This is a genomic window from Lactobacillus fornicalis (assembly GCF_055362665.1).
In genome coordinates this window covers 1-26,167 of record NZ_JBLTIM010000040.1, presented here as the reverse complement: position 1 = coordinate 26,167, position 26,167 = coordinate 1, and the positions used below count along the sequence as shown (strand labels likewise).

28 protein-coding genes and 1 pseudogene are annotated in these 26,167 nt (G+C 33.1%); 25 read left to right on the top strand and 4 right to left on the bottom strand.

Going from position 1 to position 26,167, the window contains the following annotated elements; translation table 11 throughout:
- A partial coding sequence (locus ACNDLV_RS07445) for a restriction endonuclease subunit S (RefSeq protein WP_498883041.1) occupies positions 1–479 on the bottom strand: 479 nt, incomplete at its 3' end.
- A gap of 366 nt (positions 480–845) precedes the next feature.
- Here ACNDLV_RS07445 and ACNDLV_RS07440 point away from each other — a divergent pair.
- From ACNDLV_RS07440 to ACNDLV_RS07425, 4 genes are all read left to right on the top strand, one after another.
- Positions 846–1,769 (top strand): restriction endonuclease, encoded by a 924-nt coding sequence (locus ACNDLV_RS07440; RefSeq protein ID WP_006586689.1) that lies wholly within the window; start codon positions 846–848, stop codon positions 1,767–1,769.
- Between the two features lie 538 nt (positions 1,770–2,307).
- A complete protein-coding gene (locus tag ACNDLV_RS07435; protein ID WP_006586690.1) occupies positions 2,308–2,604 on the top strand; it encodes a helix-turn-helix domain-containing protein in 297 nt (98 codons plus the stop codon).
- Positions 2,605–2,707: 103 nt separating this feature from the next.
- A complete protein-coding gene (gene rpsN, locus ACNDLV_RS07430) occupies positions 2,708–2,977 on the top strand; it encodes a 30S ribosomal protein S14 (protein WP_006586691.1) in 270 nt (89 codons plus the stop codon).
- A gap of 14 nt (positions 2,978–2,991) precedes the next feature.
- Positions 2,992–3,417 (top strand): hypothetical protein, encoded by a 426-nt coding sequence (locus ACNDLV_RS07425; RefSeq protein WP_006586692.1) that lies wholly within the window; start codon positions 2,992–2,994, stop codon positions 3,415–3,417.
- Here the strand turns inward: ACNDLV_RS07425 and ACNDLV_RS07420 are convergent.
- On the bottom strand, positions 3,410–3,565 hold the full coding sequence (locus ACNDLV_RS07420; protein WP_006586693.1) for a hypothetical protein: 156 nt from the start codon (positions 3,563–3,565) through the stop codon (positions 3,410–3,412). The genes ACNDLV_RS07425 and ACNDLV_RS07420 overlap by 8 nt on opposite strands.
- 149 nt (positions 3,566–3,714) lie before the next feature.
- Here ACNDLV_RS07420 and ACNDLV_RS07415 point away from each other — a divergent pair, with 149 nt between their 5' ends.
- Complete coding sequence (locus ACNDLV_RS07415; protein WP_006586694.1) at positions 3,715–4,266, top strand: Panacea domain-containing protein; 552 nt, start codon at positions 3,715–3,717, stop codon at positions 4,264–4,266.
- A complete protein-coding gene (locus ACNDLV_RS07410; RefSeq protein WP_006586695.1) occupies positions 4,263–4,682 on the top strand; it encodes a type II toxin-antitoxin system death-on-curing family toxin in 420 nt (139 codons plus the stop codon). The genes ACNDLV_RS07415 and ACNDLV_RS07410 overlap by 4 nt, the downstream gene beginning before the upstream one ends.
- Positions 4,683–4,816: 134 nt before the next feature.
- On the opposite strand, the pseudogene ACNDLV_RS07405 reads toward ACNDLV_RS07410, so the two are convergent.
- Both ACNDLV_RS07405 and ACNDLV_RS07400 read right to left on the bottom strand, forming a co-directional pair.
- A pseudogene (locus ACNDLV_RS07405) lies at positions 4,817–5,049 on the bottom strand (ISL3 family transposase); the annotation flags it as partial.
- A 117-nt stretch (positions 5,050–5,166) separates the two neighbouring features.
- A complete protein-coding gene (locus ACNDLV_RS07400; protein ID WP_022091160.1) occupies positions 5,167–5,283 on the bottom strand; it encodes a putative metal homeostasis protein in 117 nt (38 codons plus the stop codon).
- Between the two features lie 499 nt (positions 5,284–5,782).
- Between ACNDLV_RS07400 and ACNDLV_RS07395 the strand changes: the two genes are divergently transcribed.
- The 19 genes from ACNDLV_RS07395 (at position 5,783) to ACNDLV_RS07305 (ending at position 25,956) form a co-directional block, all read left to right on the top strand.
- Complete coding sequence (locus tag ACNDLV_RS07395; protein WP_006586697.1) at positions 5,783–6,607, top strand: hypothetical protein; 825 nt, start codon at positions 5,783–5,785, stop codon at positions 6,605–6,607.
- Positions 6,608–6,729: 122 nt separating this feature from the next.
- Positions 6,730–7,233: a sigma-70 RNA polymerase sigma factor region 4 domain-containing protein gene (locus ACNDLV_RS07390; protein WP_006586698.1), complete on the top strand. Its 504-nt coding sequence runs from the start codon at positions 6,730–6,732 to the stop codon at positions 7,231–7,233.
- Between the two features lie 241 nt (positions 7,234–7,474).
- A complete protein-coding gene (locus tag ACNDLV_RS07385; RefSeq protein WP_006586699.1) occupies positions 7,475–8,353 on the top strand; it encodes a PRD domain-containing protein in 879 nt (292 codons plus the stop codon).
- Entirely contained in the window at positions 8,331–8,675 is a 345-nt protein-coding gene (locus ACNDLV_RS07380; protein ID WP_006587309.1) for a PTS sugar transporter subunit IIA, read from the top strand. The genes ACNDLV_RS07385 and ACNDLV_RS07380 overlap by 23 nt, the downstream gene beginning before the upstream one ends.
- Positions 8,676–8,694: 19 nt before the next feature.
- The gene (gene lacG / locus ACNDLV_RS07375) at positions 8,695–10,104 is read left to right on the top strand and encodes a 6-phospho-beta-galactosidase (RefSeq protein ID WP_006587310.1); all 1,410 of its coding nucleotides are present in this window, start codon (positions 8,695–8,697) and stop codon (positions 10,102–10,104) included.
- Positions 10,105–10,119: 15 nt separating this feature from the next.
- Positions 10,120–11,832 (top strand): PTS lactose transporter subunit IIBC, encoded by a 1,713-nt coding sequence (locus ACNDLV_RS07370; protein WP_006586702.1) that lies wholly within the window; start codon positions 10,120–10,122, stop codon positions 11,830–11,832.
- Between the two features lie 27 nt (positions 11,833–11,859).
- Positions 11,860–13,143 (top strand): PTS sugar transporter subunit IIC, encoded by a 1,284-nt coding sequence (locus tag ACNDLV_RS07365; protein ID WP_006586703.1) that lies wholly within the window; start codon positions 11,860–11,862, stop codon positions 13,141–13,143.
- A 19-nt stretch (positions 13,144–13,162) separates the two neighbouring features.
- Positions 13,163–15,049, top strand: coding sequence for a DUF4838 domain-containing protein (locus ACNDLV_RS07360; RefSeq protein ID WP_048588381.1), 1,887 nt, complete (start codon positions 13,163–13,165; stop codon positions 15,047–15,049).
- Positions 15,050–15,226: 177 nt separating this feature from the next.
- Positions 15,227–15,574, top strand: a complete 348-nt coding sequence (locus tag ACNDLV_RS07355; RefSeq protein ID WP_006586705.1) for a hypothetical protein — start codon at positions 15,227–15,229, stop codon at positions 15,572–15,574.
- 7 nt (positions 15,575–15,581) lie between these two features.
- Positions 15,582–17,258 carry a formate--tetrahydrofolate ligase gene (locus ACNDLV_RS07350; protein ID WP_006586706.1) on the top strand — a complete coding sequence of 559 codons (1,677 nt, stop codon included), beginning with the start codon at positions 15,582–15,584 and terminating at the stop codon, positions 17,256–17,258.
- Entirely contained in the window at positions 17,258–17,716 is a 459-nt protein-coding gene (gene lspA, locus ACNDLV_RS07345; RefSeq protein ID WP_006586707.1) for a signal peptidase II, read from the top strand. Before ACNDLV_RS07350 ends, lspA begins: the two co-directional genes overlap by 1 nt.
- Positions 17,713–18,621 carry an RluA family pseudouridine synthase gene (locus tag ACNDLV_RS07340; protein ID WP_180363055.1) on the top strand — a complete coding sequence of 303 codons (909 nt, stop codon included), beginning with the start codon at positions 17,713–17,715 and terminating at the stop codon, positions 18,619–18,621. The genes lspA and ACNDLV_RS07340 overlap by 4 nt, the downstream gene beginning before the upstream one ends.
- A gap of 8 nt (positions 18,622–18,629) precedes the next feature.
- Positions 18,630–19,688 carry a carbamoyl phosphate synthase small subunit gene (locus ACNDLV_RS07335; protein ID WP_006586709.1) on the top strand — a complete coding sequence of 353 codons (1,059 nt, stop codon included), beginning with the start codon at positions 18,630–18,632 and terminating at the stop codon, positions 19,686–19,688.
- A 1-nt stretch (position 19,689) separates the two neighbouring features.
- On the top strand, positions 19,690–22,863 hold the full coding sequence (gene carB, locus ACNDLV_RS07330; RefSeq protein ID WP_006587312.1) for a carbamoyl-phosphate synthase large subunit: 3,174 nt from the start codon (positions 19,690–19,692) through the stop codon (positions 22,861–22,863).
- A 103-nt stretch (positions 22,864–22,966) separates the two neighbouring features.
- Positions 22,967–23,140: a hypothetical protein gene (locus tag ACNDLV_RS07325; RefSeq protein ID WP_022091161.1), complete on the top strand. Its 174-nt coding sequence runs from the start codon at positions 22,967–22,969 to the stop codon at positions 23,138–23,140.
- A 296-nt stretch (positions 23,141–23,436) separates the two neighbouring features.
- Positions 23,437–23,985 (top strand): hypothetical protein, encoded by a 549-nt coding sequence (locus ACNDLV_RS07320; protein WP_006586712.1) that lies wholly within the window; start codon positions 23,437–23,439, stop codon positions 23,983–23,985.
- Between the two features lie 399 nt (positions 23,986–24,384).
- Positions 24,385–24,606: a helix-turn-helix domain-containing protein gene (locus tag ACNDLV_RS07315; RefSeq protein ID WP_006586713.1), complete on the top strand. Its 222-nt coding sequence runs from the start codon at positions 24,385–24,387 to the stop codon at positions 24,604–24,606.
- 122 nt (positions 24,607–24,728) lie between these two features.
- Positions 24,729–25,019, top strand: a complete 291-nt coding sequence (locus tag ACNDLV_RS07310; protein WP_006586714.1) for a type II toxin-antitoxin system MqsR family toxin — start codon at positions 24,729–24,731, stop codon at positions 25,017–25,019.
- A 13-nt stretch (positions 25,020–25,032) separates the two neighbouring features.
- Positions 25,033–25,956: a type II toxin-antitoxin system antitoxin SocA domain-containing protein gene (locus ACNDLV_RS07305; RefSeq protein WP_006586715.1), complete on the top strand. Its 924-nt coding sequence runs from the start codon at positions 25,033–25,035 to the stop codon at positions 25,954–25,956.
- Positions 25,957–26,167: the final 211 nt, after the last annotated feature.

The window sequence follows — 26,167 nt, the reverse complement described above, 5'->3', positions numbered from 1 at the left end:
CGTTGTTGAAGAGAAAGAAGGGAATCAAGTGATTTTATACAGGTAGATATTTTATTTTGCTCATTTTTAGCACATATCCTTATTTTAGCTTTTTTCATTTCAGAACCCGAAATTTCTGTAAAAGTAGATCCTGCTGAATGTTTAAGGGCATATCTTTTTAATCGACTACTTAAGCAAAAAATAAAATAGGAATCAATAATGTTTTTATTAGGCTGAATTGACTGAAAACCTTGATTAGTAGCACTGGGATTGATAATAATCCCTGTATTTCCAATGCCAGCTCTAGAAGTAAATAATATAGCTCCCGGATTTAATAATCGAGCTGATGATTTTTTTAAGCCTAATTCGGAAAGCTTTCTTTGACTTTCATGTAAATAAATTGTTTTTCCAACTTCAGTAGGTGTAAACCAATTTATATTGCCATCCCAATATTCTAGATTAGATGTACTTGGCGTACCACCACCTATTATTTCAGCCACATCCCCCAACTTAACCTTCTTCCAAGGCTCATCAAACCCTCGAAATCTGACCTTAGGATACAATCGTTGTTCATCAGATTATTAATAGGCAACAAAAAGTGATATTTTTGTTTCACCCCAACAAAAAATGGAGAATGAAGTACTGTTCAAGCTTTGATTTTTACCGATAGATTTCATATAATTATAAAAGAAAAGAGGACAACGAAGTGCGAGTTCGTTATCCTCAATCACAGTCGAATAACTGGAGTTCTAGCTAATCTTTGTGATTAGCTTTTTTCTTTTGCTTAAATATTCTTTTATATTTTTGCTCGTTATATTACTGAACATTGATATAATAGCAATTGTATATTTGATTGAGGTTACAAAATGAAAAATTATATTTATCGAAGAAGAAGTGTATGGAAAGCTATTGTCCTTGCTCTTAGAGATTTAGGTGGTTCTGCTTCAAGAAAACAAATTCGTCGCACAATGGCAGAAAATGAATACGATGGTTTGGATTATGAAGGAGTATTTTACGTTAAAGTAAGTAAAAATGGTAAAAAATATTCGCCATTCTTGTTTGATTTTAATTTTGGTATGAAGAACCTATACACCATTGGTTTTATCGAAGAACCTCAACGTGGAAAAGATATTATTTTAACTGACCTTGGAAGAACCGCTGATTTAACCAATTTTCCATCTCAAGAACAGGTTGATAAAATAAGTGCTTATTGGAAGCAAAAAGATGAGTTACGTTACGCTAAGAAAAAACTCAAGGAAAAGATTGGTATAACAGGGGATACAGAATCAGAAGTTGAAGATACTGATGCACAAGATACAGCTGAAGATGATTGGAAAATCCAATTACTTGAACAGATTAAGCAATTTTCACCTGCAAAATTTGAAAGTTTCTCTAGATTGCTAATTTCTAAAATGGGTGTATCAATAGATAAAACAAAAGGAGTTAAACTATCAGGAGATCATGGAATAGATGGTTTTGGCTATTTCAGGTCAGATGAATTTAGAACCAGTCGTGTAGCAATTCAATGCAAGCGTTATACAAATGGATCAGTAGGGGAATCTGAAATTCGTGATTTTAAAGGGACAATGGATAGCTTTAATGCAGAATATGGGATTTTTGTGACAACGAGCTATTTCACAGATTCAGCTAAAGCTATTGCGACTCAAGGCAATAGAACTGTAACGCTGATAGATGGGCAAGAATTAACTGATTTAGTTGAGCGTTATCAATTGCATATTACTCCCGTTCAAACATATAGCTTAGATGATTATTACTTTGAAAAAGACTAAAATTCTCACCTAAATTAGTTAATTTAATTATTGACATAATATTTTTTATGATTAACGAGTATTTAATAAATGTTTTTTAAGCATATCACTGTAATCTTTTTAATAAAACTGCTATTATTGTTGGTGAGGAAAGCAATCTTTCCTCGATATACGCTCCCTAGCATATATTATTCCTACAAACATATATATTCCCACGATTGTTTGAAAAGGTACGTCAAAACTCCAATTGGCGTGCCTTTTCTTAACCAATCATGCTATAATCTTATTTACGGGTAAACAAACACCCAAACAATAATCCGGGGCTATAGAGCCAAAAGAGCATGATTCATTGAATCGTGCTTTTTTAGATTCTAGCAAGTAAAATTTGATATACAAATAAAAGTGTATAGAATCTGCTGAATTTCTTTCCCTAAGATGAATAGGGGTAAGAGATACCTCATTTTTAATTTTTTATCTTACACTGCAGCCTATCTATAATCAGTAGATGGGTGCTTTTTTATGATAAAATATCAGTATTAGGAGGAAAATAAGGGATTTTATGAATCGTACTAATTTGAAGAATTATTTGAAAGATAATTTTGAAAATGATCCGGATTTCGCTAAGGATTTTATTCAATGCAGCCTTAATGTTAAGACTGGTATTGCTATCATTAACTTACGTAAGAAGATGGGGCTTACTCGAGAAGAGTTTGCTCGCTTAGTTAATATGCCCCAAGCTACTATATTGCAGATTGAGCAAGGAGATATTGATGTAACGACCGATTTATTGATGAAGCTTGCCACTGCTACTAAACAACATGTTGAAATTAACTTTAGTCCAATTTTTAAAGACTAATTTAGTGGAGTGGTATTTGCGATGCTAAACAATTGACAAGAGATTTCAAGCTATGATATTCTGCTAAGTTAATTTAATATTTGTCACACAGAAAGGAAAGATTATGGCAAAGAAATCAAAAATTGTAAAAGCAGAAAAGCAAAGAAAGTTAATTGAAGAATATGCTGCAAAACGTCGTGAATTAAAGGCTAAAGGAGATTACATCGGCCTTTCTAAATTACCTAAAGATTCAGCTCCAACTCGTTTACAAAATCGTGATATGTTAGATGGCAGACCACATGGCTACATCCGAAAGTTTGGCCTATCAAGAATTAAATTCCGTGAACTTGCACATGCAGGTAAGTTGCCTGGCGTTAAAAAAGCTAGCTGGTAGAAATAGGTGATATTATGCAGATTTACTATCCACCCTTAGTTGAGCAAGCTTGCCGCTTCTTTTATGGTAGTAGTGATGTTAGTGTTGAGATGAAAACAACCATCTATAAAATGCTAATAGAGGAAAAATTACTTGATGAAAATGGAAATCCAACTGAATATGCCTTGAAAAAAGGGCTAATTTTAAGACGGGAAGAAGTGCCAAATTTATCTTTTGATGAATTTTTAGAACTATATCCAGTTTTTAAACGTTTTCCAGCTTCTAACTTTAGAAAAATAGGCGGCTTTTGGGAGATTAAAACTGAATTTGCAATGCAGATTCTTAAAGAAGTACAAGCAGGGAAATTTGACTTAGAAGAAGAAGTTGAATTAAGCAATTACTTTGAAGATAAGAAGATAAATGTCAATATTTTAAAGTTTAAACAAAGGGCAGTCACATGACTGCCTTTTTTATAGTAAAACCAGATTTAGATTTCTGCTCATGTACTGACTTATACTTCACAGAACCATCAGGCTGCTTAACTAATTTTTTGACACGTTTGGAGTATCTAGCTTGCCAAACTTTGCCTCGCTTAGTGATTGATGCCATTGTGAACTCCTTTCGTTATAATTGAATGTAAAAATAGAATCATTAGTAATTGTTTTTTTGTGTGTTATCAATTTATAATTGAAATTATTATACTTACGTGATAAATTACGGTATTATGATTTTAGAACAAATTGAAAGGAGGCTTTTGAATGTATAATGTTTTTAAAGTAGTTAATTGGTTTCGTTTGAAAAATGTAGAAGAATTAGTTAGCGAAGATGTAAATGTTGAACCATTAACCCAAATGAAGGTAATGAAATTACTTTATTATGCACAAGCAACCTTTTTAGTGAAATATGGTCAAAGATTATTTGATAGTGATATTTTAGCTTGGAAATTTGGACCAGTAATTGCGGAGGTTCATGACAAATATCGCGGGAAAAGAAATATTGTTGAGTCAATTTCTTATGAAGCATATCAAGACTTTAATACTTTGGAATCAGATATAAGAGCCTCTCAAGTTTTGAATGCAGTTTATATAGCTTTTGGCTCATATTCTGCTTCTACTTTGATGAAAAAGACACATACAGAGATGCCTTGGAAGTCTACTTCTCAGGGAGCAAAAATTGAAGATGATAAAATGGAAAAATTTTATAAAGAAACTGGGCTTGATACTGAAGTATCAGAAAAATATGATCATGTTATTATGAGAAAACTTTATGAAGAAAATAGAGAAGCAATGGATATTTTAAAATATAAATGATATATCTGAGTAGTAAGCAAATAATAGAAATGAATAGGCTTGTTCTAGATGAAGCAGATGAAAAATTTCAAGGGATTCAGTATGAAGATGGATTGTCCATTATCGAAGAACAGCTACAAGCTATTTATTTTGGTCAGGAATTATATCCCTCAATATGGGAAAAAGCAGCATTTATAATGCAAAAAATCACTAAAAAGCATATTTTTGGTGACGGAAACAAGAGAACTGCATTATTAGCTACAGTTTTTTTCTTGTATGAAAATGGCTATAAGTGGCAAAGAAGCCAAAAAGATAAAGTAGACCTTGTTTTAATGGTTACCAAATTAGATGATTCAAAAGAAGTTATGGATTTTTTAGCCGATGTATTAAGTAAAGAATGCATTGCCGTTAAGTCAAATCCTGTTGATAAGGAGTGATTTAAAGAACCAAGCAATATATAAATTGCTTGGTTCTTTTTATTTAACTTTGTTTTCTTCTAATCTAATTCTTGTTAGTAAGTTAATGTAATTTGAATAACCATAAGCCGTTCGTTCTATTTGTTTCTGAGGATTTGAACCACTTCATACTTTTGACTATCACAACAAATAACTCTTTGTTTATTTAACCTGATAATCACAGGACTACTAGCATTAGAAGTAATAAATCTAATATTAGTCTGAAGATGACCATTATGAATCAGATTAACAGAACCGCAAAAAGACAAGCAGGCTGAACAAGAGTAGCTTGAAAGACCTTATACTTAATACCGTTAATTAATTTAAAGAAATAATCAGTAAAAATGATATTAAGGCAGTCACATGACTGCCTTTTGTTGTATCAAAAAAGCAGCTTAGCATTAGCCAAGCTGCGTCTCCAGTAAACATGAATTTAATTAAAAATACAACGTCAAGGTTAATTAAATTACTTGTTACCTTTTGCTCGTTTGTGAGCTTTGATTATTTTCAAAGCCCGTTTACGTGTTTTAATGTTAGGACTTTGAAGTCTGCGATAAGCGCTGGAAAGATTGTTCTTTTCCATTTCGTTACCACCTTTTCCTGAAAGTTATTCACTTTAAGAGTAAATCCTCCTTTAGTGAACTAAGTAGAATATCATACTAAATCATTTTTGCCAATAACTTTCTAAAAAGATAAAAAATGATGATTAGTAGATAAGTTGAAGTTATCAAAATTATCATTACTATAATCATAGTTGTTAGAAAACTACCAATTACACGCATTGCGTGTAATTTATTCTTTAAGAGATCCTGTAAAGTCTTGATGATAAAGGTATAGATGGATTTTTAATGAAATTATTTTATAATTTAAAACACACCGATTCTACAATCTTTTTGAAATTTTAAGGACAAAATGATTCAAAAAACTTGTTTTACTATATTAATAATGTCTAGCAAAAATATCTTTCTTTATAAATTCTTAATAACATATATCTTGTAAATTAATGAAAAAGCAGATATTATTAGCAAATATATTTATTTAACCATCATAATTATTCAATTTTTTATTTATTAGGAGGATATATGACCGCTAATCACCAAGCTAATTTACCAACTGCTACCGAATTTCAAGTTTGGGATAAAGATAAGATTAGAGAGTACATACCGCACCACGATGCTTTGAAAAGATATATTACTATCAATTCTGATTATAAAGTACAGCCATCAATGATTGTTTTGTTTGACTTTAGTTCAGAACCAATTGCTACTAAATACAAGTCCGTTATTTTTGATACACAGGCTGGCATTATTTTAACTACCAAGAATTCTCGGCAACTTTTCAACTCATTATCGAAAAATAGTACCTTGGGCTTAAAGTATCAAAACAAACTCCGTGAGCAGCTTGGACTTAAAAGAAAGCATGTTTTCGCTTTAGGTAACTATGCTTACTTTTCGCTAAATGGGTTTAGCCAAATAAATACTAGTTGGCTAGCTTTACATCAATTTTCTGATTTTATTCAACTCGCTGAAACAGAGGCTCAAGCTTCAACAATCCAGCTAAATTCAATTCAATATTTATTTAAATTCAGTTCTTGTGCGCCTCAGATTCAAAAGCGACTTCACGAATCTATTACCTTAAATCAAGAATTAAAGCAAACAGCCATTAATTTTCACCGAGAACTTGGCCTTAACCAAACTATAAATAATAATCTCCTAACAGAAGAAGAACGGCTTTTCAAATTGCAAATGGCGAATAAACCTTCGCTCGCATCCCTAATCAAGCAAGTTCAAAATGATGACTTCGAACAATACAGCTTTTTCATGAAGAGTCAAACTGGCATGATTTGGACTAAAAACGATCACCAAACTGGGCTAAGCTTTACCAAGCGTAATAACTTAATGTTTTAAATCTTGCCTAATCTTGATAGTTTATACCATTAAGCAAAGTATAGCTTGTTTAGCGGGCTTTTTTCTTTTTTCATATTATTAATTCCGCAAGCTTGCAAAAATAGCAAGAAGGAAGTTAAGTAATGAAAAAAGAAAATATTTCTCCGCAAAGTCTTTTATTGGCTTGGGAAAATAAGGCATTAATTAAGCAAGCTCTTAAAAAAGCTAATGTTTATCGAACATATAATGATTATGAGGATTTATTTCATGAAGGCCTAATTACATATGCTCAATTATTAGATCAGTTTACAGGAAAAAGCCTATCTGAAATTAACAAGCTAGCGCACAAGAAAATCTTTTGGAAAATTAATGATGAATTACGAAAGAATCAAAGACGTTCCGAACTTTTTCTTCCAATTGAAGATCAGGAGTTTGAACTAGAAGAAAGCTTAAGTAGGGAAGATTGGCTTGCCCTTGCCACTGAACTAGGTCAATTAAGCCAAGTTGAAAGTTTGATTTTCAAGGAACATTTTATTCACAAGCGTCCCTTAAAAATTTTAGCCCAACAATATAATTTTGGTCTGCGGACACTTTCAAGAAAAAAGGGTGAACTAGTTAGTCGAATGCGTACTAAGCTAAAAAGATAGTAATATAGTACATATTATTATCAATTTATAAGTTTAAGTGATATGATACCCTTGAACAGTAAAAGTTCGTAATTTATGTAACTTTATAACTATGTAAGGGCTTACAAATTAAAAAGGTTGTGCTAAACTTAAACCATAGGATAATTATAAAGTGGATTGTTACTTTAATTAGGCAAGACCGCAAACACGAGTTACAACTGTACTCGCTGTTTGTGGTCTTTTTTTGTTGGAGGAATTAGTCATGACATTCCGGCTAGTGCAAGTATTGAATAATAATGTGGGCCTTGCTTGTAAAGAGGATGACTCACAAGTAGTAATTATGGGAAAGGGCCTGACTTTCCAAAAGAAGAAGGGAGATATTATTAAGGCTAGTGCAGTCCAAAAGGTTTTCAAATTACATGAAGAAAGTCCGTCAGATTTAACATCCTTGTTAGCGACAATCCCCCTCGACTTTCTAACAGTAAGTTATAGCTTGATAGATGAAGCACAAGAAAAATATGATTATTCAGTTGAACCATACATTTATGCATCCCTAACAACTCACCTTTATGAATCAGCCAAAAGATTAGCCGATGGTAGATTGGTTGAAACGTATTTGCCTGATTTAGAAAAAGATTATCCTTTACCCTATGAAATTGCGGGTTATGTATTAGATGGGTTTGCTACAAGACTTAATATAAAATTCCCTAAACAGGAACAAAAGAGTGTTGCCTTGCATTTCTTGAATGCAAGAACTGATATTCATACACAGAACCAGGCACAAAGAAGAAAAGTTGATAAAAACAAGCAAATACTTGCGATTGTCGAGAATGAATTGAATAATCATCAAATTTATCGGAATCGAGATAATGCCAATGATTATGAAAGATTATTAGTTCATTTGAAGTATTTTATCAATCGGATTAATCAAAAGCCTGCACCGCAAGTTTTATCGGCAGCGATTTTTCAAGAAGTTGTTAAAGATTACCCCCGTACTTTTGCAATTGTTCAAAAGATCAACGACCAAATAAAACAAAAGATGGGCTTAGAATTTACGAATGATGAACAAGTTTATTTGACAATACATATTCCAAGATTGATTAGAAAGGAGGAGACAAATGACAAACACAATGAAAAATAGTGAAGAGGTTGCTACAATTGGCTTTTCAATTGTGGCATATGCAGGAGACGCACGAAGTGATTTAGTAGAAGCACTCAAGAGTGCAAAAAATGGGAACTTTGATGAAGCACGGCAGTTAGTTAAAGAAGCAGAGAAGTCAATAAACTTGGCTCACAATGCTCAAACTAAAATGCTAACCAAAGAAGCCAATGGAGAAAATGTTACACTTTCTTTCATTATGGCTCATGGACAAGATACCTTGATGACTACAATGCTCTTAAAAGATCAAATGGACACTATCCTCGATCTATATGAAAGGGTGTTTGTATTAGAAAATAGGTAGAAGGATGTGACTTATAAAAATGGCTCGAGTGAAGAAGTTGCCAAAAGGCTTTTATCTAGGAGCAGCAACTGCAGCTTACCAAGTTGAAGGAGCTACTAAGGAAGATGGACGTGGTCAAAATATGTGGGATGTTTATCTGGCAAAGCATGGTCAGTATTCCCCTGATCCCGCTAGTGACTTCTACCACCGTTATCCTGAAGATATTGCCTTAGCAAAAGAGTTTGGCTTAAATGCAATTCGCCTGTCAATTTCTTGGGTGAGATTATTTCCTAAAATTGATGGCCCAGTTAATGAAAGTGCAGTGGCTTATTATCATGATTTGTTTAAAACATGTCTTGATTATGGGATAACTCCTTTTGTTGCTTTACATCATTTTGATTCACCACAAGAAATGCTTGAAGAAGGAGATTGGCTTAATCGAAAAAATATTGATCGTTTTATTAAATATGCGAAATTCTGCTTTCTAACTTTTCCTGAGATTAAGAACTGGTTTACGATTAATGAGTTAATTTCTCTAGCAAGTGGGCAATATTTAGGTGGGCAATTTCCACCTAATCATCACTTTAATGTATCTGAAGCAATCCAAGCCGAACACAATATGTTGGTGGCCCACGCTCGAGCTGTAATTGCTTATCATGATTTGAACCTGCCGGGAAGAATTGGCTGTATCCATGCCTTGAAAACAGGCTATCCAAATTCTAATCGCATAGAAGATATTCAAGCTTGCAAAAGGTATGATGAATATAATAATCGCTTTTTGCTTGATGGAACCTTACTTGGTGAATATCAAAGTGAAACAATGCAACTATTACAAGAAGTATTGCAGGCAAACGATGCAAGTTTAACTATTTTGCCTGAGGATTTAGCAATTTTAAAAAAAGCTGCTCCTCTTAATGGAATGTTTGGGATGAATTACTATCGCAGTGAATTTGTTAGAGAATATCATGGCGAAAGTATTGATCAGTTTAATTCAACAGGGAAAAAGGGCACAAGTGCTTTTAAATTCAAGGGAGTAGGCGAGTTTGTCAAACGACCAGAAGTGCCAACTACTGATTGGGACTGGAATATTTATCCACGAGGTCTGTTTGATATGTTAATGAGAATTAAACGAGATTATCCGAATGTACCAACTATTTTTCTCACAGAAAATGGTATGGCACTAAAAGAGCACTTAAATAAAGAAAAAACAGTTGATGATAGTCGGAGGATTGACTTTATTGATCAACATCTAGAGCAAGTCTTAAAAGCGCGACAAGCAGGAGTGAATATTCAAGGCTACTTTGTTTGGTCACTACAAGATCAATTCTCTTGGGCTAATGGTTATAACAAACGATATGGATTATTTTATGTGGATTTTGAAACACAAAAACGATACCCAAAGAAAAGCGCTTATTGGTTCAAACAATTAGGTGCTTCACTTGAGGAGTAAGGATGTGGGTTTATCATGAATAAAATAGTAAAGTGGATCCAGAAGCATCAAGACTTCTTTCTAAAAATATCTAAAAATAATTATTTGATGGCAATCAAAGATGGTTTTATTTCAATCATGCCATTGGTAATGTTTTCAAGTTTAATGATTTTAATTGTTCAATTACCAACCCTTTTTGGCATAGTATTACCTGATAATGCCAAACTAATTATGGTTAAGATATATAACTTAACCATGGGGATTATGGGACTAATGGTTGCTGGGACAACAGCTAAAGCATTGACTGGCAACTTTAATAGAACCATGCCAGAAGGAAAAGCAATAAATTCTACCTCAACCATGATTGCTGCTATGTCAGCTTTTCTATTCTTGGCTGTCAGTCCAGATCCCAAAACAGGAGCTCTTGATGTTGGATTTTTAGGGACACAAGGCTTATTAAGTGCATTTGTTGCAGCATTTTTGACGGTAAACATTTATAAACTATGTATTAAGAAAAATATTACTATTAAACTTCCCAAAGAAGTTCCAGGGACAATTGCTCAGAGTTTTAAAGATATTTTTCCCTTTGCCTTTGCAGTTTTAGCCTGTGTATTAATTGATTTGACTAGTAGAGCAGTTGTTGGTGCACCATTTGCATCAGTCTTTCAAAAGACATTAACACCTCTTTTAAAAGGGGTAGAAACATATCCTGGAATGTGTTTAATCTATGGATTAAGTGCGCTTTTCTGGTTTGTAGGAATTCATGGGCCTTCAATTGTTATGCCAGCTGTAACTGCCTTTCAATTAGCTAACACCGAGGCTAACTTAAAATTATTCGAAGCAGGGCAACATCCCTTGCATGCAATGACTAACAACTTCGGTAACTATATTGCTGCAATTGGTGGGACTGGTGCAACCTTTATTGTGCCACTGGTTTTGATTTTCTTTATGAAGTCAAAGCAACTAAAAACAGTGGGTAAAGCTTCATTTATTCCAGTTTTGTTTGCTGTTAATGAACCATTACTTTTTGCAGCACCATTAGTTTTGAACCCATACATGTTCTTCCCATTTATCTTAACGCCAATTTGCAACGTTATTTTGGGTAAGTTCTTCATTGACGTTTTAGGGATGAATGGCATGATTTACACCTTGCCTTGGACAGTTCCCGGACCAATTGGGGTCTTGCTGAATACTCATTTTCAACTTATTTCTATTATTTTCGTAATTATTATGTTGGTAATGGATGCTGCAATTTACTATCCATTTTTGCGAGTATATGATGCAGAACTAGTCAAACAAGAAAAAAGCAAAGCTCAAAAACTAGCAGAAGAAAAGACTTTTGCAAACACAATGAAAAAAGAACTTGCAAAACAGAAACTAGATAAGCAAGAGCAAGAACAAAAAGAAACAAATCATCCTAACTTAACCAAAGAGCTAAAAGTTTTAGTTTTATGTGCTGGCTCAGGTACTAGCGCACAATTAGCTCATGCTTTAAATGAAGGAGCAAAAGAAGAAAAAATGCCAATTATCGCAAATTCAGGCGCTTACGGCGCTCATTATGAAATTATGGCAAATTATGATGTGGTCATTTTAGCCCCACAAGTTCGTTCTTTTTACTCCGATATGAAAGCGGATACAGATAAACTAGGTATTAAATTAATTGCTACTAAGGGAGCAGAATATATTAATATGACGCGCAACCCAAAGCAGGCAGTAAATTTCTTACTTAGTCAACTAAATCTAAGTTAGTGGTTTTAATCTTAGGAGGAAACTACCATGCATAAATTTATGGATTTTTTGCAAAATAAATTAGCTCCTTTTGGAGAAAAAGTTAGTAAACAACGCCACTTGAAGGCGCTACGTGAAGGCTTCATGTTAGCAATGCCATTAGTTTTAATTGGGTCGCTATTTCAAGTTATTGCAAGCTTCCCAATGGAAAGCTTTACCAAATGGCTTCATCAAGTGGGATTAGATGTTATTTTCAATAATTTGATTAGTAACAGTTTTGGCTTGATTGCCTTACTAACATGTTTTGGTGTTGCTTATCGTTTAGCAACTTCATATAACGTTGATGGTCTTTCTGCTGGTGCATTAGCTGTTGCAAGTATGTTACTAGCAACTCCATCAATTACTGATAAAACCGGTGTAGCAGGTATTCCATATCCAGGAATCGGTGGTCGTGGTTTATTTACTGCTATTATTGTTGGTTTAATCACAGCTGAAATTTTCCGTTGGTTCATCCAAAAAGATATTACTATCAAAATGCCAGACAGTGTACCAGAAGTAGTAGGAAAGTCATTTATGGCCTTAGTACCCGGTGCAGTCATCTTAACATTCTTTGAAGCTGTAACTTGGGGAATCTCCTTAACACCAATTGGTAACTTGAACAACTTACTTGGAATTGTTATCGGTACGCCTTTAGGTTTAATTGGTGGAACATTAATTGGTACTTTTATTGCGATTTTACTTAATTCACTATTCTGGTTCTGTGGTGTTAACGGTGGTCAAGTAGTTAACACTGTTATGCAACCGGTTTGGTTACAAGCAGCTACTGCAAACTTAGCAGCTTGGCAAGCAGGCAAAGCTTTACCAAATATTATTACCTTACCATTTATTGACTTATTCGTTTACATCGGTGGTGGTGGTGCCACAATTGGATTGGCACTTTGCTTAATGTTCTTGAGTAAGAGTAAAGAATACAAGGTATTAGGTAAAGCAGCAGGTATTCCAGCCTTCTTTAACATTAATACAGCAATCTTATTCAGTTTCCCAACTGTTTTGAACCCAATTATGTTAATTCCATTCTTACTAGCTCCAGTAACTAATGCAGTAATTACATACTTTGCAATGGCTTTACATTTAGTTCCTTTAACAACTGGTGCTGTTATGCCTTGGACTATGCCACCTATCATTGGCGGATTCTTTGCCTGTGGTGGTAGTTGGGCAGCTGCAATTTTACAACTGGTATTAGTAATTGTTTCATTCCTTATCTACTACCCATTCTTTAAAGCTGCTGATGCAGCTCGTTTAAAGGCTGAAATGGAAAAAGAAGATAAATAAAAGAAATAGGAGTTAGATTATGACTATTTTAATAAAAAATACTGCAACCAATCCCACAGCAGATTATGCTGCAAGTGAATTAGCATATTATTTAGAAAAAATTACAAAGGCTGAAGTAGGCTTTAGTTCAGATGAGGCTGATATTGTATTACAACTAGTTGCTGATCATGAAGAAAATGATCATGCTCAATATCAAGTTCAAGATGGCCATGTTATTATTTCAGGTAATCGTCCCGTAGCATTATTAATTGCAAGTTATCAATACTTACATGCTCTAGGGGTTAGATTTTTAAGACCAGGCAAAGAAAATGAATTAATCCCAAATATTGAAGTGGCGCAAATTAAGAATGTTAAGGCATACGACCATGTTGCAAGTTACAAACACCGTGGAGTATGTATTGAAGGGGCAAATTCATTAGAAAACATTTTAGAATTTATTGAATGGCTTCCAAAAAATGGATTCAATAGTTTCTTCATTCAATTTGCTAATCCATATACTTTCTTAAAGCGTTGGTATAGTCATGAATTTAACCATTACTTAGAAGGGCGTGACTTAACTGATGCTGAAATTCAAACAATGAGTGATGAAATTGATGCTGCTATGGCTCTACGTGATTTGCGTCATCACCGGGTAGGACATGGCTGGACGGGTGAAGTATTAGGTTACTCATCAGAATTCGGTTGGGAAAGTGGCGTAAAATTAGCAGATGACAAACGTGATTTAGTTGCTAAAGTTGATGGTAAACGAGATCTAATTCAAGGAACTCCAATCTTTACTAACTTGGACATGAGTAATCACAAAGTAAATGAAGAAATGGCTAAAGTAATTGTCGATTATGCCCAAAAGCATAAAGAAGTCGATTACTTACATGTTTGGCTATCAGATGGAGATAACAACGTTTGCGAATGTGATGAATGCCAAAAGATTTTACCAGCTGATCAATATGTCAACTTCCTGAACTATCTCGATGAGAAATTAGCTGAAGCTGGGTTGGATACTAAGATTTGTTTCTTGCTCTACCACGAATTGCTTTTCGCACCACAAGAAAACAAGATTAAAAATCCTGACCGCTTTGTCTTAATGTTTGCACCAATTAGTAGAACTTTTGAAAAGAGTTATGCTGATGTTGATTACAAGCATGGTATTCCAGAACCAACACCATATGTAAGAAATAAAACGACTTTACCAAATTCACTTGAAGAAAACTTAGCATTTTTATTCGATTGGCAAAGAAACTTTAAAGGAGATAGTTTTGTATATGACTATCCTTTAGGTAGAGCTCATTATGGTGATCTTGGTTATATGAAAATTAGTCAAATTATTAGTAGGGATGTTCGTTATCTTGATAAATTGCATTTAAATGGCTATATTAGTTGTCAAGAATTAAGAACTGGTTTTCCAACTACTTTGCCAAACTACGTTATGGGTCGAACTCTTTGGGACAAGAGTTTAACATATGAAGAATTAAAAGAAGAATACTTCACAGCAGCTTTTGGTAAAGAGGGGATGCAAGTTTCAGCTTATCTTGAAAAATTGTCTGCTTTATCAAGTAGTGACTACTTCAACAAGATTGGGAGCAGAATTAATGCACAATTAGCTGCTCAATATCAGGGATGTGTAAGTGAAACTTCTGCAATCTTGCCAGTAATTATTAAAGGTTTAAGCCAAAGCAAGAATAGTCAACATGAAAACTGGCGTGTATTAGCATATCACCGTCAAGCAGTAATTAAATTGGCTACAGCCTTAGGATTGCAAGCTAGTGGACAGCAAGCAAAAGCAGAAGAAGCCTGGATTGACTTCCAAGATTTCATTAAACTTCATGAAGATAGCTTTGAACCATATTTAGATGTTTATCGAATTATCGAAGTTGCAACTAATTATGCTGGTTTTAAATATCGGGAATAAGCAAAAATATAACTGTAAAAAATTAAATACTCGTACAATGTAGAATAAATTAGTATCTCAAGTTCAACCTGCAAATGTAGGTTGAACTTGTTTTGTTTTATAAAAATCATGTCTTACCTTATACTATTAGCAACCATTTTGCTATAATTAAAACTGTTTGGTAATGGAGGTACTTTAATGAAGAAACATTTATTTTTCCTCGGTAAAGCAGGAACAATTTATTACAGCTGGTTGATGGTTTTACTATTTATTAGTTTGATTATCGCCTTAGAAGGAAACAAGGTTATAATGTGGCCAGCCGTGATAATTGGGGGCATATTTTTATTACTTGCAACCTATACTTTTTTATGTTCTTACATTAAAACAGAAAACAATTCTTTATTACTAAAATTACCTTATAAAAAGAAAGTAGTTTTGACACAAAAGCCACAAAAAGTGGCTAGTTGGCGTATTTTTCATATTTACCATGTAGAACTTTCTAAATATGAAGCAGTCAACTACTTAGTTATCCAAAAGAAAGGGTAGTGGGCCAATGAAATCAGATATAGAAATTGCACAGGCAAGTCAAGGCTTGCCAATTACCGAAATTGCTAAAAAGCTTGAACTTAACGAACAAGATTTGGAGCTATTTGGATCAGATAAGGCTAAAATTAACTGGTCAGCAATCAAGCAGGCTCAAGCAAATCAACATTTAGGAAAGTTAATTTTAGTTACATCAATTAGTCCCACACCAGCTGGTGAAGGCAAGTCAACAATGACAATTGGTTTAGCTGATGCCTTAAATAATCAACTTCATGAAAAAACTTTAATTGCACTGCGTGAACCCTCAATGGGACCGGTCTTTGGGTTAAAAGGTGGAGCTACAGGTGGAGGACGTGCGCAAGTTATTCCGATGGAAGATATTAACTTGCACTTTACTGGTGATATGCATGCATTAACCAGTGCAATTGATACTTTAGCTGCTTTAGTTGATAACTATATTTATCAAGACAATAGCTTGAAGCTTGATCCTAATCGTATTCTTTTGAAGCGTGGACTTGATGTTAATGATCGAACTTTGCGTAAGATTACTTTAGGACAAGGCTCACGTTTCAATGGTATTGAACATGAAGCTAGTTTTGCAATTACAGTAGCTAATGAATTAATGGCTATTTTATGTCTAGCAACTTCAATCAGTGACCTTAAACAGCGTATTGGAAATATTTTAGTAGGTTACTCTATTGATGATGATCCAGTTTTTGTTAAGGATTTACATTTTGAAGGGGCAATTGCGGCACTATTAGGTAAAGCATTAAAGCCTAATTTAGTTCAAACAATTGAACATACTCCTGCTTTAGTTCATGGCGGACCTTTTGCTAATATTGCTCATGGTGCAAATAGTGTTATGGCAACCAATCTTGCTTTACATTTAAGTGATTATGTTGTCACAGAAGCTGGATTTGGAAGTGACTTGGGTGGCCAGAAGTTTATGGATTTTGTGTCAACTCATTTAGAAAAAGCACCTGACGCTATTGTCGTGGTTGCTACAGTGCGAGCTTTAAAGTATCAAGCTGAACAATCAACCGATAATCTAGCTAATGAAAATTTGGCTGCTTTAAGAGAAGGCTTCAAAAACCTCGCACGGCATATGAATAATATGCGTCAATATAATCGTCCTGTAATTGTTTTAATTAACAAGTTTGATTCAGATACCGAAGCTGAATTAAACTTACTTCAAGACTTAATAGCAGAACATGGTATTGACAGTGAAGTTGTCACTTACCATAATGATGGCTCTCTTGGTGGCATCAAGGCTGCTGAAAAAGTTCGTGACTTAACTAACCAAGAACAAGGCGAAGTAATGCGTTCTTATGCCAAAGACGATACAATTCAAGTTAAAATTGAACAAATTGCTCAAAAGATTTATCATGCTGGTAAAGTTGAATACAGTGAAAAAGCACTTGCTCAAATTGAACACTTGAAAGAATTAGGTAAAGACAAACTTCCAGTCATTGTTGCTAAGACACAATATAGTTTCAGCGATGATAAAAAAGTTTTAGGAGCACCTACAAACTTCACTTTACACGTCAAAAACTTGGCTTTGAAAAATGGGGCTGGATTTATTGTTGTTTCAACTGGTTCTATTTTGGATATGCCTGGCTTACCAAAACATCCTGCAGCTTTAGACATTGATATTGATGATGAAGGAAAGATAAGTGGTTTGTTCTAATGCAACTACTATATTTATTTATCGCATTTTTAGTAGTCCTTTGTGATCAAGGATTAAAATACTATATCAGTCATAGTTTTATGTTAGGCCAAGAACATATTTTAATTGATGGTTTACTGTCATTTACTTATGTTAAAAATACTGGTGCTGCCTGGAATATTTTAACCGGGCAAATGTGGCTATTTTACATAATTAGTATTATTGCAATAATTGCTTGCTTGTATTTCTTGTACAACAAAAAGTATAATAATCCTATTTTCAAAACAGGAATTGGCCTTGTTTTAGGTGGAGTAATTGGTAATTTCATTGATAGATTACATTTAAAATATGTTATTGATATGATTCAATTAGACTTTATCAATTTCAATATTTTTAATATTGCTGATTCTGCTATCACAGTTGGTATTGTATTAGTTTTTGTCTACTTGATCTTTTTCTCAGAAAAGGAGGAGAAATAGTGGCTGATTTTGAATTAATTGTTGCAACTAAAGCAGGAAGATTAGATAAATACATAAGTGAGCATTCTGATTTATCACGTTCAAGGGTACAAGAGTTGCTTGGCAGCGGAGATATTTTAGTAAATGGTAAGCAAGAAAAGCCAAGTTACAAAGTTGCTAACAATGATCAAATCACAGTACATGTTCCCAAATTAGTTCCACTAAATGTTGAGCCAGAAGATATTCCATTAGATATCGTTTACGAAGATGAAGATGTAATTGTGGTTAATAAACCCCAAGGAATGGTTGTTCATCCCTCTGCTGGACATCCGAACCACACTTTAGTCAATGCTTTAATGAATCATACTAAGTTCCTTGCAGCTAGTCCTGAGGGCTTTCGACCAGGAATCGTTCATCGTATTGATAAAGATACAAGTGGCTTGTTAATGATTGCTAAAAATGCCAATGCCCGTACAAGCTTAGAGAGTCAGCTCGCGCATAAGACAAATAAACGTGTTTATTTAGCAATTGTTCACGGTAATTTTAAAGAAGCTACAGGAACAATTGATGCACCAATTGCTCGCAATCCTAAGGACCGTAAGAAAATGGCCATCGTTGAAGGCGGCAAAGAGGCAGTCACTCATTTTCATGTATTAGAGCAATATCCTGGTTATGCATTAGTGAGTTGTCAATTAGAAACAGGCCGTACTCATCAAATTAGAGTTCATATGAAATATATTGGCCATCCTTTAGCTGGTGATCCATTATATGGACCTAAAAAAACTTTAAAAGGACACGGTCAATTTTTGCATGCAAAAATATTAGGATTTAAGCAACCGAAAACTGGGCAATGGCTTGAGTTTCAAGTTGATCCTCCAGAAATTTTCCAAAAAGAGCTTACTTATTTGCGAAGCTTGAAGGGATAGGTTAATAAATGAAACGATATTTAATACTAGAAGATGGAACTTCTTTTGCTGGTGATAGTTTTGGAGCGGAAACTATTTCTACAGGAGAATTGGCAGTTCAAACGAGCAATTTTGGTTATCAAGAAGCCTTAACAGATCCTACAAATGCTGGGAAAATATTAGTTTTTACCACGCCAATGATTGGTACAACTGGAATTAACTCAATTGACTATGAAGCAATTGATCCTAGTGTTCGTGGCATTATTTGTAATGAAATTGCTACTCATATTTCTGATTCTCCCAATTTTCAAGAGCTGGATTATTTCTTAAAAGAGAAAAAAATTCCTGCTATAAGTGGTGTTGATACTCGTGCACTTGCCCATAAAATTAGTAATCAAAGTAAAATTAAAGCTTCTATTATGGATACTAACGATGAACACGCTTTTGACCAAATTAGAGCTTTAGTTTTACCTAAAAATAAAACAACAACTATTTCTACTTCCAACTCATATGCAGCACCGAATATCGGTAAGACTATTGCGGTAGTTGATTTAGGATTAAAGCATTCTATGCTTAGAGAATTATCTTTGCGCAAAGCTAACATTATTGTTGTCCCATACAATTCTAAGCCACAAGATATCCTTAATTTAAAACCAGATGGATTAGTTATTTCTAATGGACCTGGTACTGCAACAGAAGTTAAAAAAGGGCTAGCTCCACTTTTTGATGAATTTTATGGGAAATTGCCAATTTTGGGAATTGGTTTAGGTTTTTTGGCAATTTGTGATTATTTAAATATCGAATTAATTGACCTTCCCAAACCATTTAATGGAGTAAATTATCCCGTTATTTTACAAAATTCCAATACAATTTGGCAGACTGCTATGAATATTCCACAGCTGGCACTTTCTGAAAACGGCGGTATCAACTTTACTGAAACATACTATGATTTGCATAGTGACTTATTAGCTGGTTTTTATTTAAAAGATAAAGAAGTTCTTGCAACAGCTTTTAATCCCGAAGGAGCTCCGGGAAGTTTTGATGGATTAAAAATTTTTGACCAATTTATGCAATTAATGGAGAAGTAAAATGCCACTTGAGAATGATTTAAATAAAGTATTAGTCCTCGGAAGTGGGCCAAATATTGTGGGTAGCGTTGCTGAAATGGATGCCTATACTAATTCAGCAATTAAGGCTTTTTTAGAGGATGATATTCATGTTGTTTTAGTAAATCCCAATCCTGCAACTGTTTCAAGTGACCGGCAAAAAGGAGTTACTGTTTACCTTGAGCCGATGACTTTGGCTTTCATGAAGCGAATTTTACGAATGGAAGAACCAGATGCAATTGTAACTGCTTATGGTAGCACTAATGCATTAGCTGTCGCCAAGGAATTACTTGATGATGGCATAATTGATGACATGAAAATCAAGCTTTTGACAACCAATAAAGAGTTACTCAATTTGGTTGATCATAAAAAGCAAATTGCTTTTATGCAAAAGAATAATTTTGCAACAAGTGAATCTTGGCATTTGGTTAAAACCGATACTAGTGAAAGCATTGCTGACTTGCTTTCTCATGCTCGTTTCCCACTTTTGGTAACAAAATATCATCAATATATTCATAATGAGCATTTTAAGTTCAAAAATGTGGCTGAACTGTCTGAATTTTTCAAAACAGAAAATGATACAGAAGCAGATCATTTTAACTTAAATAATTATCGCCTAACTGAAGACTTATCTAATTGGGAAGAAGTTATTGTCGATGTTTTAAGAGATAACCGTGGTAATTTTAACTTTATTAATATTTCTTCATGCTTAGAAGATGTGGCAATTAATTCTGGAGATTCGTTAATCATTAGTCCAGCCTTAACTTTAAATAATGACCATGTTCGAAAAATTAGAAAACTAAGCAAGAAAATCATGAATAGGCTGAATATCCATGGCTTTTTGAGTATTCATTTCGCCGTTAGCCACCATGATACAGAAATTGACTTGAAAGTTTTAACATTAAAAAATCGTTTAACACGAACAAGTGTCATTGCTCGCAGAGTAGCAATGTATGATATTGGCTATGTTTTGGCTAAAATTGCCTTAGGATATAACTTTAATGAGATTGTTCAACCTTTGACAGGGCAAAATGCAGCAATTGAACCAGTTTTAGATGCGGTATCAATTAAATTCCCATATTTCTCTTTCAGCGAATCAGGATTAAATCACTATCAATTAGGTGATAGAATGCAAGCAAGTGGAGAAAGCATTGGAATTGGGCGCAATTTTGAAGCTGCCTTTTTAAAAGGATTAGAATCTAATTTTGATATTAATGGTTTACGAGATTTTTATTATTTGGGAAAGGCAAAAGATGGCCAACAATTATTGCAGCAACTAGCTCATCCCGATGAGCTACATATAATTACCTTATTAGCAGCGATCAGTAGTGGGTTAACATACACGCAAATTCATGAAGTATGTAGGTTACATCCACTTTACTTTGAAAAATTGAGCCAAGTTATTGAAGTAGGTAAACAATTAAAGAACGAGTTATCAAAAGAAGTACTTGTAACAGCTAAAAAATTAGGCTTTTCAAACACACTTATCAGTATAATCACCCAAAAAAGTTTAGAAGATATTGGTGACTTGTGCCGAAATTACCAGCTTAATTCTTCATATTTACTTTTAGATGGTAGTGCTGGTCTATATCGAGCAAATTGTTCAGTTTGCTATAGTAGTTTTGGTAGTGAAAATGAAGTTTCCCCACTTAAAGCAAATAGAAAAGTGTTAGTAATTGGTATGAAACCAATGCAAGTTTCTTTAACTAGTGAATATGATTATATGATTTATCATGCGTTGAAAACTCTAAAAGATGAGGGCATTGCTACTGTTTTAATTAGTAATAATAGTGAAGCAGTATCTACAGCATATGAACTAGTTGATCGCGTATACTTCGAACCAATTACTTTTGAAAATATCAAAAAGATTGCCCAAAAAGAGGGGATAGATGAGGTTTTAACGCAATTTTCTGGTAAAGAAATCAATCAATTAAGACCCAATCTTATCAATGCAGGATTAAAGTTATTAGGACAAGAAAACTTAATTTCTGAACTTGCTAAGCAAAAGATAAACGTAGATGAATTGCCAATTGAATTAGTACCTGGAGAGAAAATTTATACAGAAAGCCAAGCTAAAAATTTTGTTGAAAAGCACGGCTTCCCAGTTCTAATTGGGGGACGCACTCGAGAATTAAAAGTCAAGAGTGCAGTTGTTTATGATATTCCAGCGCTTGAAAAATACATTAATGAAAATGATATAGATGAGGGTACTATTTCTCGCTTTATTGAGGGGAGAAAGTACGAAGTCATCGCTATTTCTGACTCTCATAATGTAACAATTCCAGGGATTATTGAACACCTTGAGCAAACAGGCTCCCATGCTTCAGACTCAATTGCAGTTTTTCAACCACAAAATTTAAACAAAGAACAAAGAGCATTTTTAGGTAAGATGACAAAAGAAATTTTGCCACTAATACAAATGAAAGGCCTATTTACATTACATTTCTTGCAAGCAGATGGACAATTTTATTTATTGCAAGTTAAGACTTATGCAGGTCATAATTTAGCCTTTTTATCTAAGTCGTTAAACAGTGATTTAGTTGGAATTACAACTAAATGCTTATTAGGGAAGAGTTTAAAAGAATTAAACCTTCCTGAGACAATTTGGCCAGCTAGTGAATTAATCCACGTAAAAATGCCCGTATTTTCATATATTGACTATCAAAGTGGTAATACTTTTGACTCTAAAATGAAATCCTCAGCTTCAGTAATGGGGCGTGATACTTTACTTTCTAAGGCATTATATAAGGGATATGAAGGTAGTAACTTAACAATTCCAAGTTATGGCACCATTTTTATCTCAGTCCGTGATGAAGATAAGCAACGCACAATTAATCTAGCACAAAGATTTCATAGATTAGGATTTAAGTTGGTTGCTACAGAAGGGACGGCAACTATTTTAGCTGAAGCAGGAATTACGACTGGTATTGTAAAGAAAGTGCAAGAAGACCAAGACAATTTATTAGAAAAGATAGCCAGTCATAAGATAGTAATGGTCATTAACGTTATTAATCTTTCAGATAATGCTAGTCAAGATGCAATTAGAATTAGAGATGTAGCTTTGAATACACATATTCCAGTTTTTTCTAGTTTACAAACTGCCGAATTAATTTTAGAAGTTCTTGAAAGTTTAGCATTAACTACTCAACCAATTTAAAAATGCTTAATACTTTTTCTATAAAAAATAAGCTTCATTTTCATAGAAAGTTCACAGATTGCAGGCATACTATAGTCAAATCTAAGATAAAGGAATGATTAATATGTCTAACAAAATTAACGATGTTGCCTTAAATAAGCAAGATATTTTGGAAAATGCTATTCCACTTGTAGCAAAGAAAAAGCATCGTTTGCTTAAATCTGTTGGCATTACGATTATAAGTTTATCAGGACTAGTAGGTCTAGGTATTTTAGGTAGAAAAAGGCGGCTATTTTAAATAGCAAATTAATGAATCTAAACTCGAAATCTAAAGAAAAATAATAAGTGAACAAAGAAGCCCTGTTCTTTGACTAGTAATTGGTTAAAGACAGGGCTTTTTAGTATGGTTTATAATAATTTTGAAACATCACTTTCTTATTTTGTTACTGTTAAATATAATATGTCATAATATATTTAAGGAGGAAGTAATATGGCACTAAAAACATATAGTACGACAATAACCGAACAATTAGAAAAAGCATCGAACAATCATTAGAAGAATATAAAGAGGAATAGGGGAAAAAGGTTAGTGCTATGTTTACTTTAAAGTTTATGTCAATCAAGTTATTGGAAGATAATCAAGATGAGTGGATATATAGTATTTATACTGATTATCAAGAAGGGCAAATAACTATTAATAAACAGACTTTTGATAGAAAACTTACCTCTTTTGAAAAAGCAAGCAAACGTGTTCAGATTAAAAAAGAAACTGTAGAATACGAAATTTACTATAGAATTGCTAAATTAATGAAAATAAAACCAGGTATTAAAAAATACTATTGGTTGCATTCTAGTAATTTTTCATTAATGCCATATGTTAACTTTATGTCAATAAAGTTATTAGAAGATACTGATAGGGAATGGATATATGAAATCTATACTGATTGCGAAGAAGGTATGGTTATAATTGATAAAGAAACCAAAATTGGAGATATTACCTCTTTTGAATTAACTAGTAAACAGCTTAATGTAAAACGAGAAACCGTAGAATTTTGGATTTATTACTGTATACTTGATTTAATGAAAACGGATCCTGGTATAGATGAATTTTATTGGATAAACGTAAAACTAGATAAAGATTGATAATACTAGATTTTTATAAAAAGATACTCAACATTTTTATTACAATGATGCATAATAATTAAAGGAATAGATTATAAAAATTATGGGACAGAGTGTTATGAAATTAGAAGTAAAAATAAGTAAAACAACAAGAAAAGAAAAGAAAAAATTATAAGTGCAATTTCTTATTCAATTTTGGGAATTATTATTTGGTACTTCTTCTTTAGAAAGTAAGAAGTTTGATTGTAATGTGTTAAGGAGAGCAAACTGTAAGATAGTATATCAGCAATGAAATAGGATATTTACTATCTTTCATTCAAAAGAAAATGCAAATTTTAAACCTAATTATAAAATGTGAAATATTAGTTGTCTTTGTATTGATTTTAGGAATTATTTTTTTATTTATAAAAGGGAAAATATATGAGCAACGTATTAAAGAAATACATCGAAGAAAAAAACATTAGTGCCTATCAAATTTCTAAAGAATCTGGGATTCCATATACGACCATCAATAATGCATTAAAAGATGGTAAAAAATTAGAGGGACAAACTGTTAAAGTGTTAAAAGCTGTAGCAATTGCAACAGATACAACACCAGGTCAATTATTTGATGAGCTAATTGAATTGGATAAAAGAGTTTAAAATAAAACTCTTTTTTATTTTGCTCCAAAAGAGATAGAGCCACTGTTCTGCTACTAATTAGTAGCAAGGTATTCTAGATATTGTTATAATAATATTATCAATAATAAATAAGGAGAGTTCAGATGGACGTTGCTGAAGCATTAGCAAGATTAAAATTTCTTGTTAGACACAACAAATTTAAAATGGTCAGGAGAACTGATAAAATGGCAATGCCAGTTTCTGTACCGCTTGCTAAAGAATTAATTAGGCAACTATCAATTGACGATTTTGTTAAGCATGAACCTAATCGTAACAATCCATTACAATTTGTATGGATATTTAAAACTGCTGATGAGCAGAAATACTATATAAAGTTTGTTTTTACAGAAAATAATAATTTAGTAGTGTTTATCAGTTTTCATCTGGATTATTAAGGAGGAAAGTTACATGGTTTACAAAAAAGATTTTTCAACAACCTACACAATCAATGGACATGAATACGCAATAACTTTTCCAGCTCTTTTTGATAGTAATACAAATGAATTGATTCCCAACAACGAATTAGATGATAAAGCTGCTGAAAAAGCCCGTCAGTTATATCGCAAAGATATGGGCCTAATTTCGCCTCAAGACTTGAAAAAGTATCGTGCAAAATTAAGTTTATCTCAGAGAAATTTAGCAGAATTAACTGGATTGAGTCCCAACACGATTGCTTTATACGAAGCAGGAGCTTTCCCAACTGCAGCAAATAATAATATACTAAAAGCTTTAATCAAAAATGATCAAGTTCTACAACAATATTTAATTGATAACTCTAATCAATATTCTGATGAATTACTTTCAAAAATAAATTCATATCTTAAAAATGAAAATAGCATTATTTCACCAGATAAAATAAAGCCTAAATATACAGCTGTTCAATTAGCTAATTGGCTACTTGTTGAAAATTATTTTGAAAGAGAGTGCAATAAGAATATTGATCCACTTTCTCAAATGAAAGTAATAAAGTTGCTTTATTTTGCATATGGGAGATATTTAGCTTCTACTAAGAATAAATTATTTTCTTCTCCAATTATCCATTTACAATATGGCCCTGTAGTTACTGAAGTACACGAGAAGTTTAAAGGACAAACTGTGTTAAACGATGAGAAAATCGAAAAAGGAGCGATTGAGGATTACAATACAGTTTCTCAAGATGAAGAAATATCAGAATTATTGCATGCGGTTAATCAAAAGTATATCGATTATACAGCAGCTGGTTTAAGCAAAATAACACATCGAAAAGGCTCTCCTTGGTCTTTAACACAAGAAAAGTTGATAATTAAGGATCAATTAATTTTTGATAGTTTTAGTAAAGGTAGAGAAGAATAATCAAAATTGAAAGTCAAAAGAGTTTGAAATAAAACTCTTTTTTATTTTACCTGTGTCAACAATCATTTTGATAGGAATACATGAGGATTATTGCTATTATGATTTCAGAAAAAATAAAAAATCAATTTAAATTTATATATATAATGGAGTATTAAACTTTTATGATTACTTTAAAGTATATGTCTATTAAATTGAGACCGTAAAATAGTTT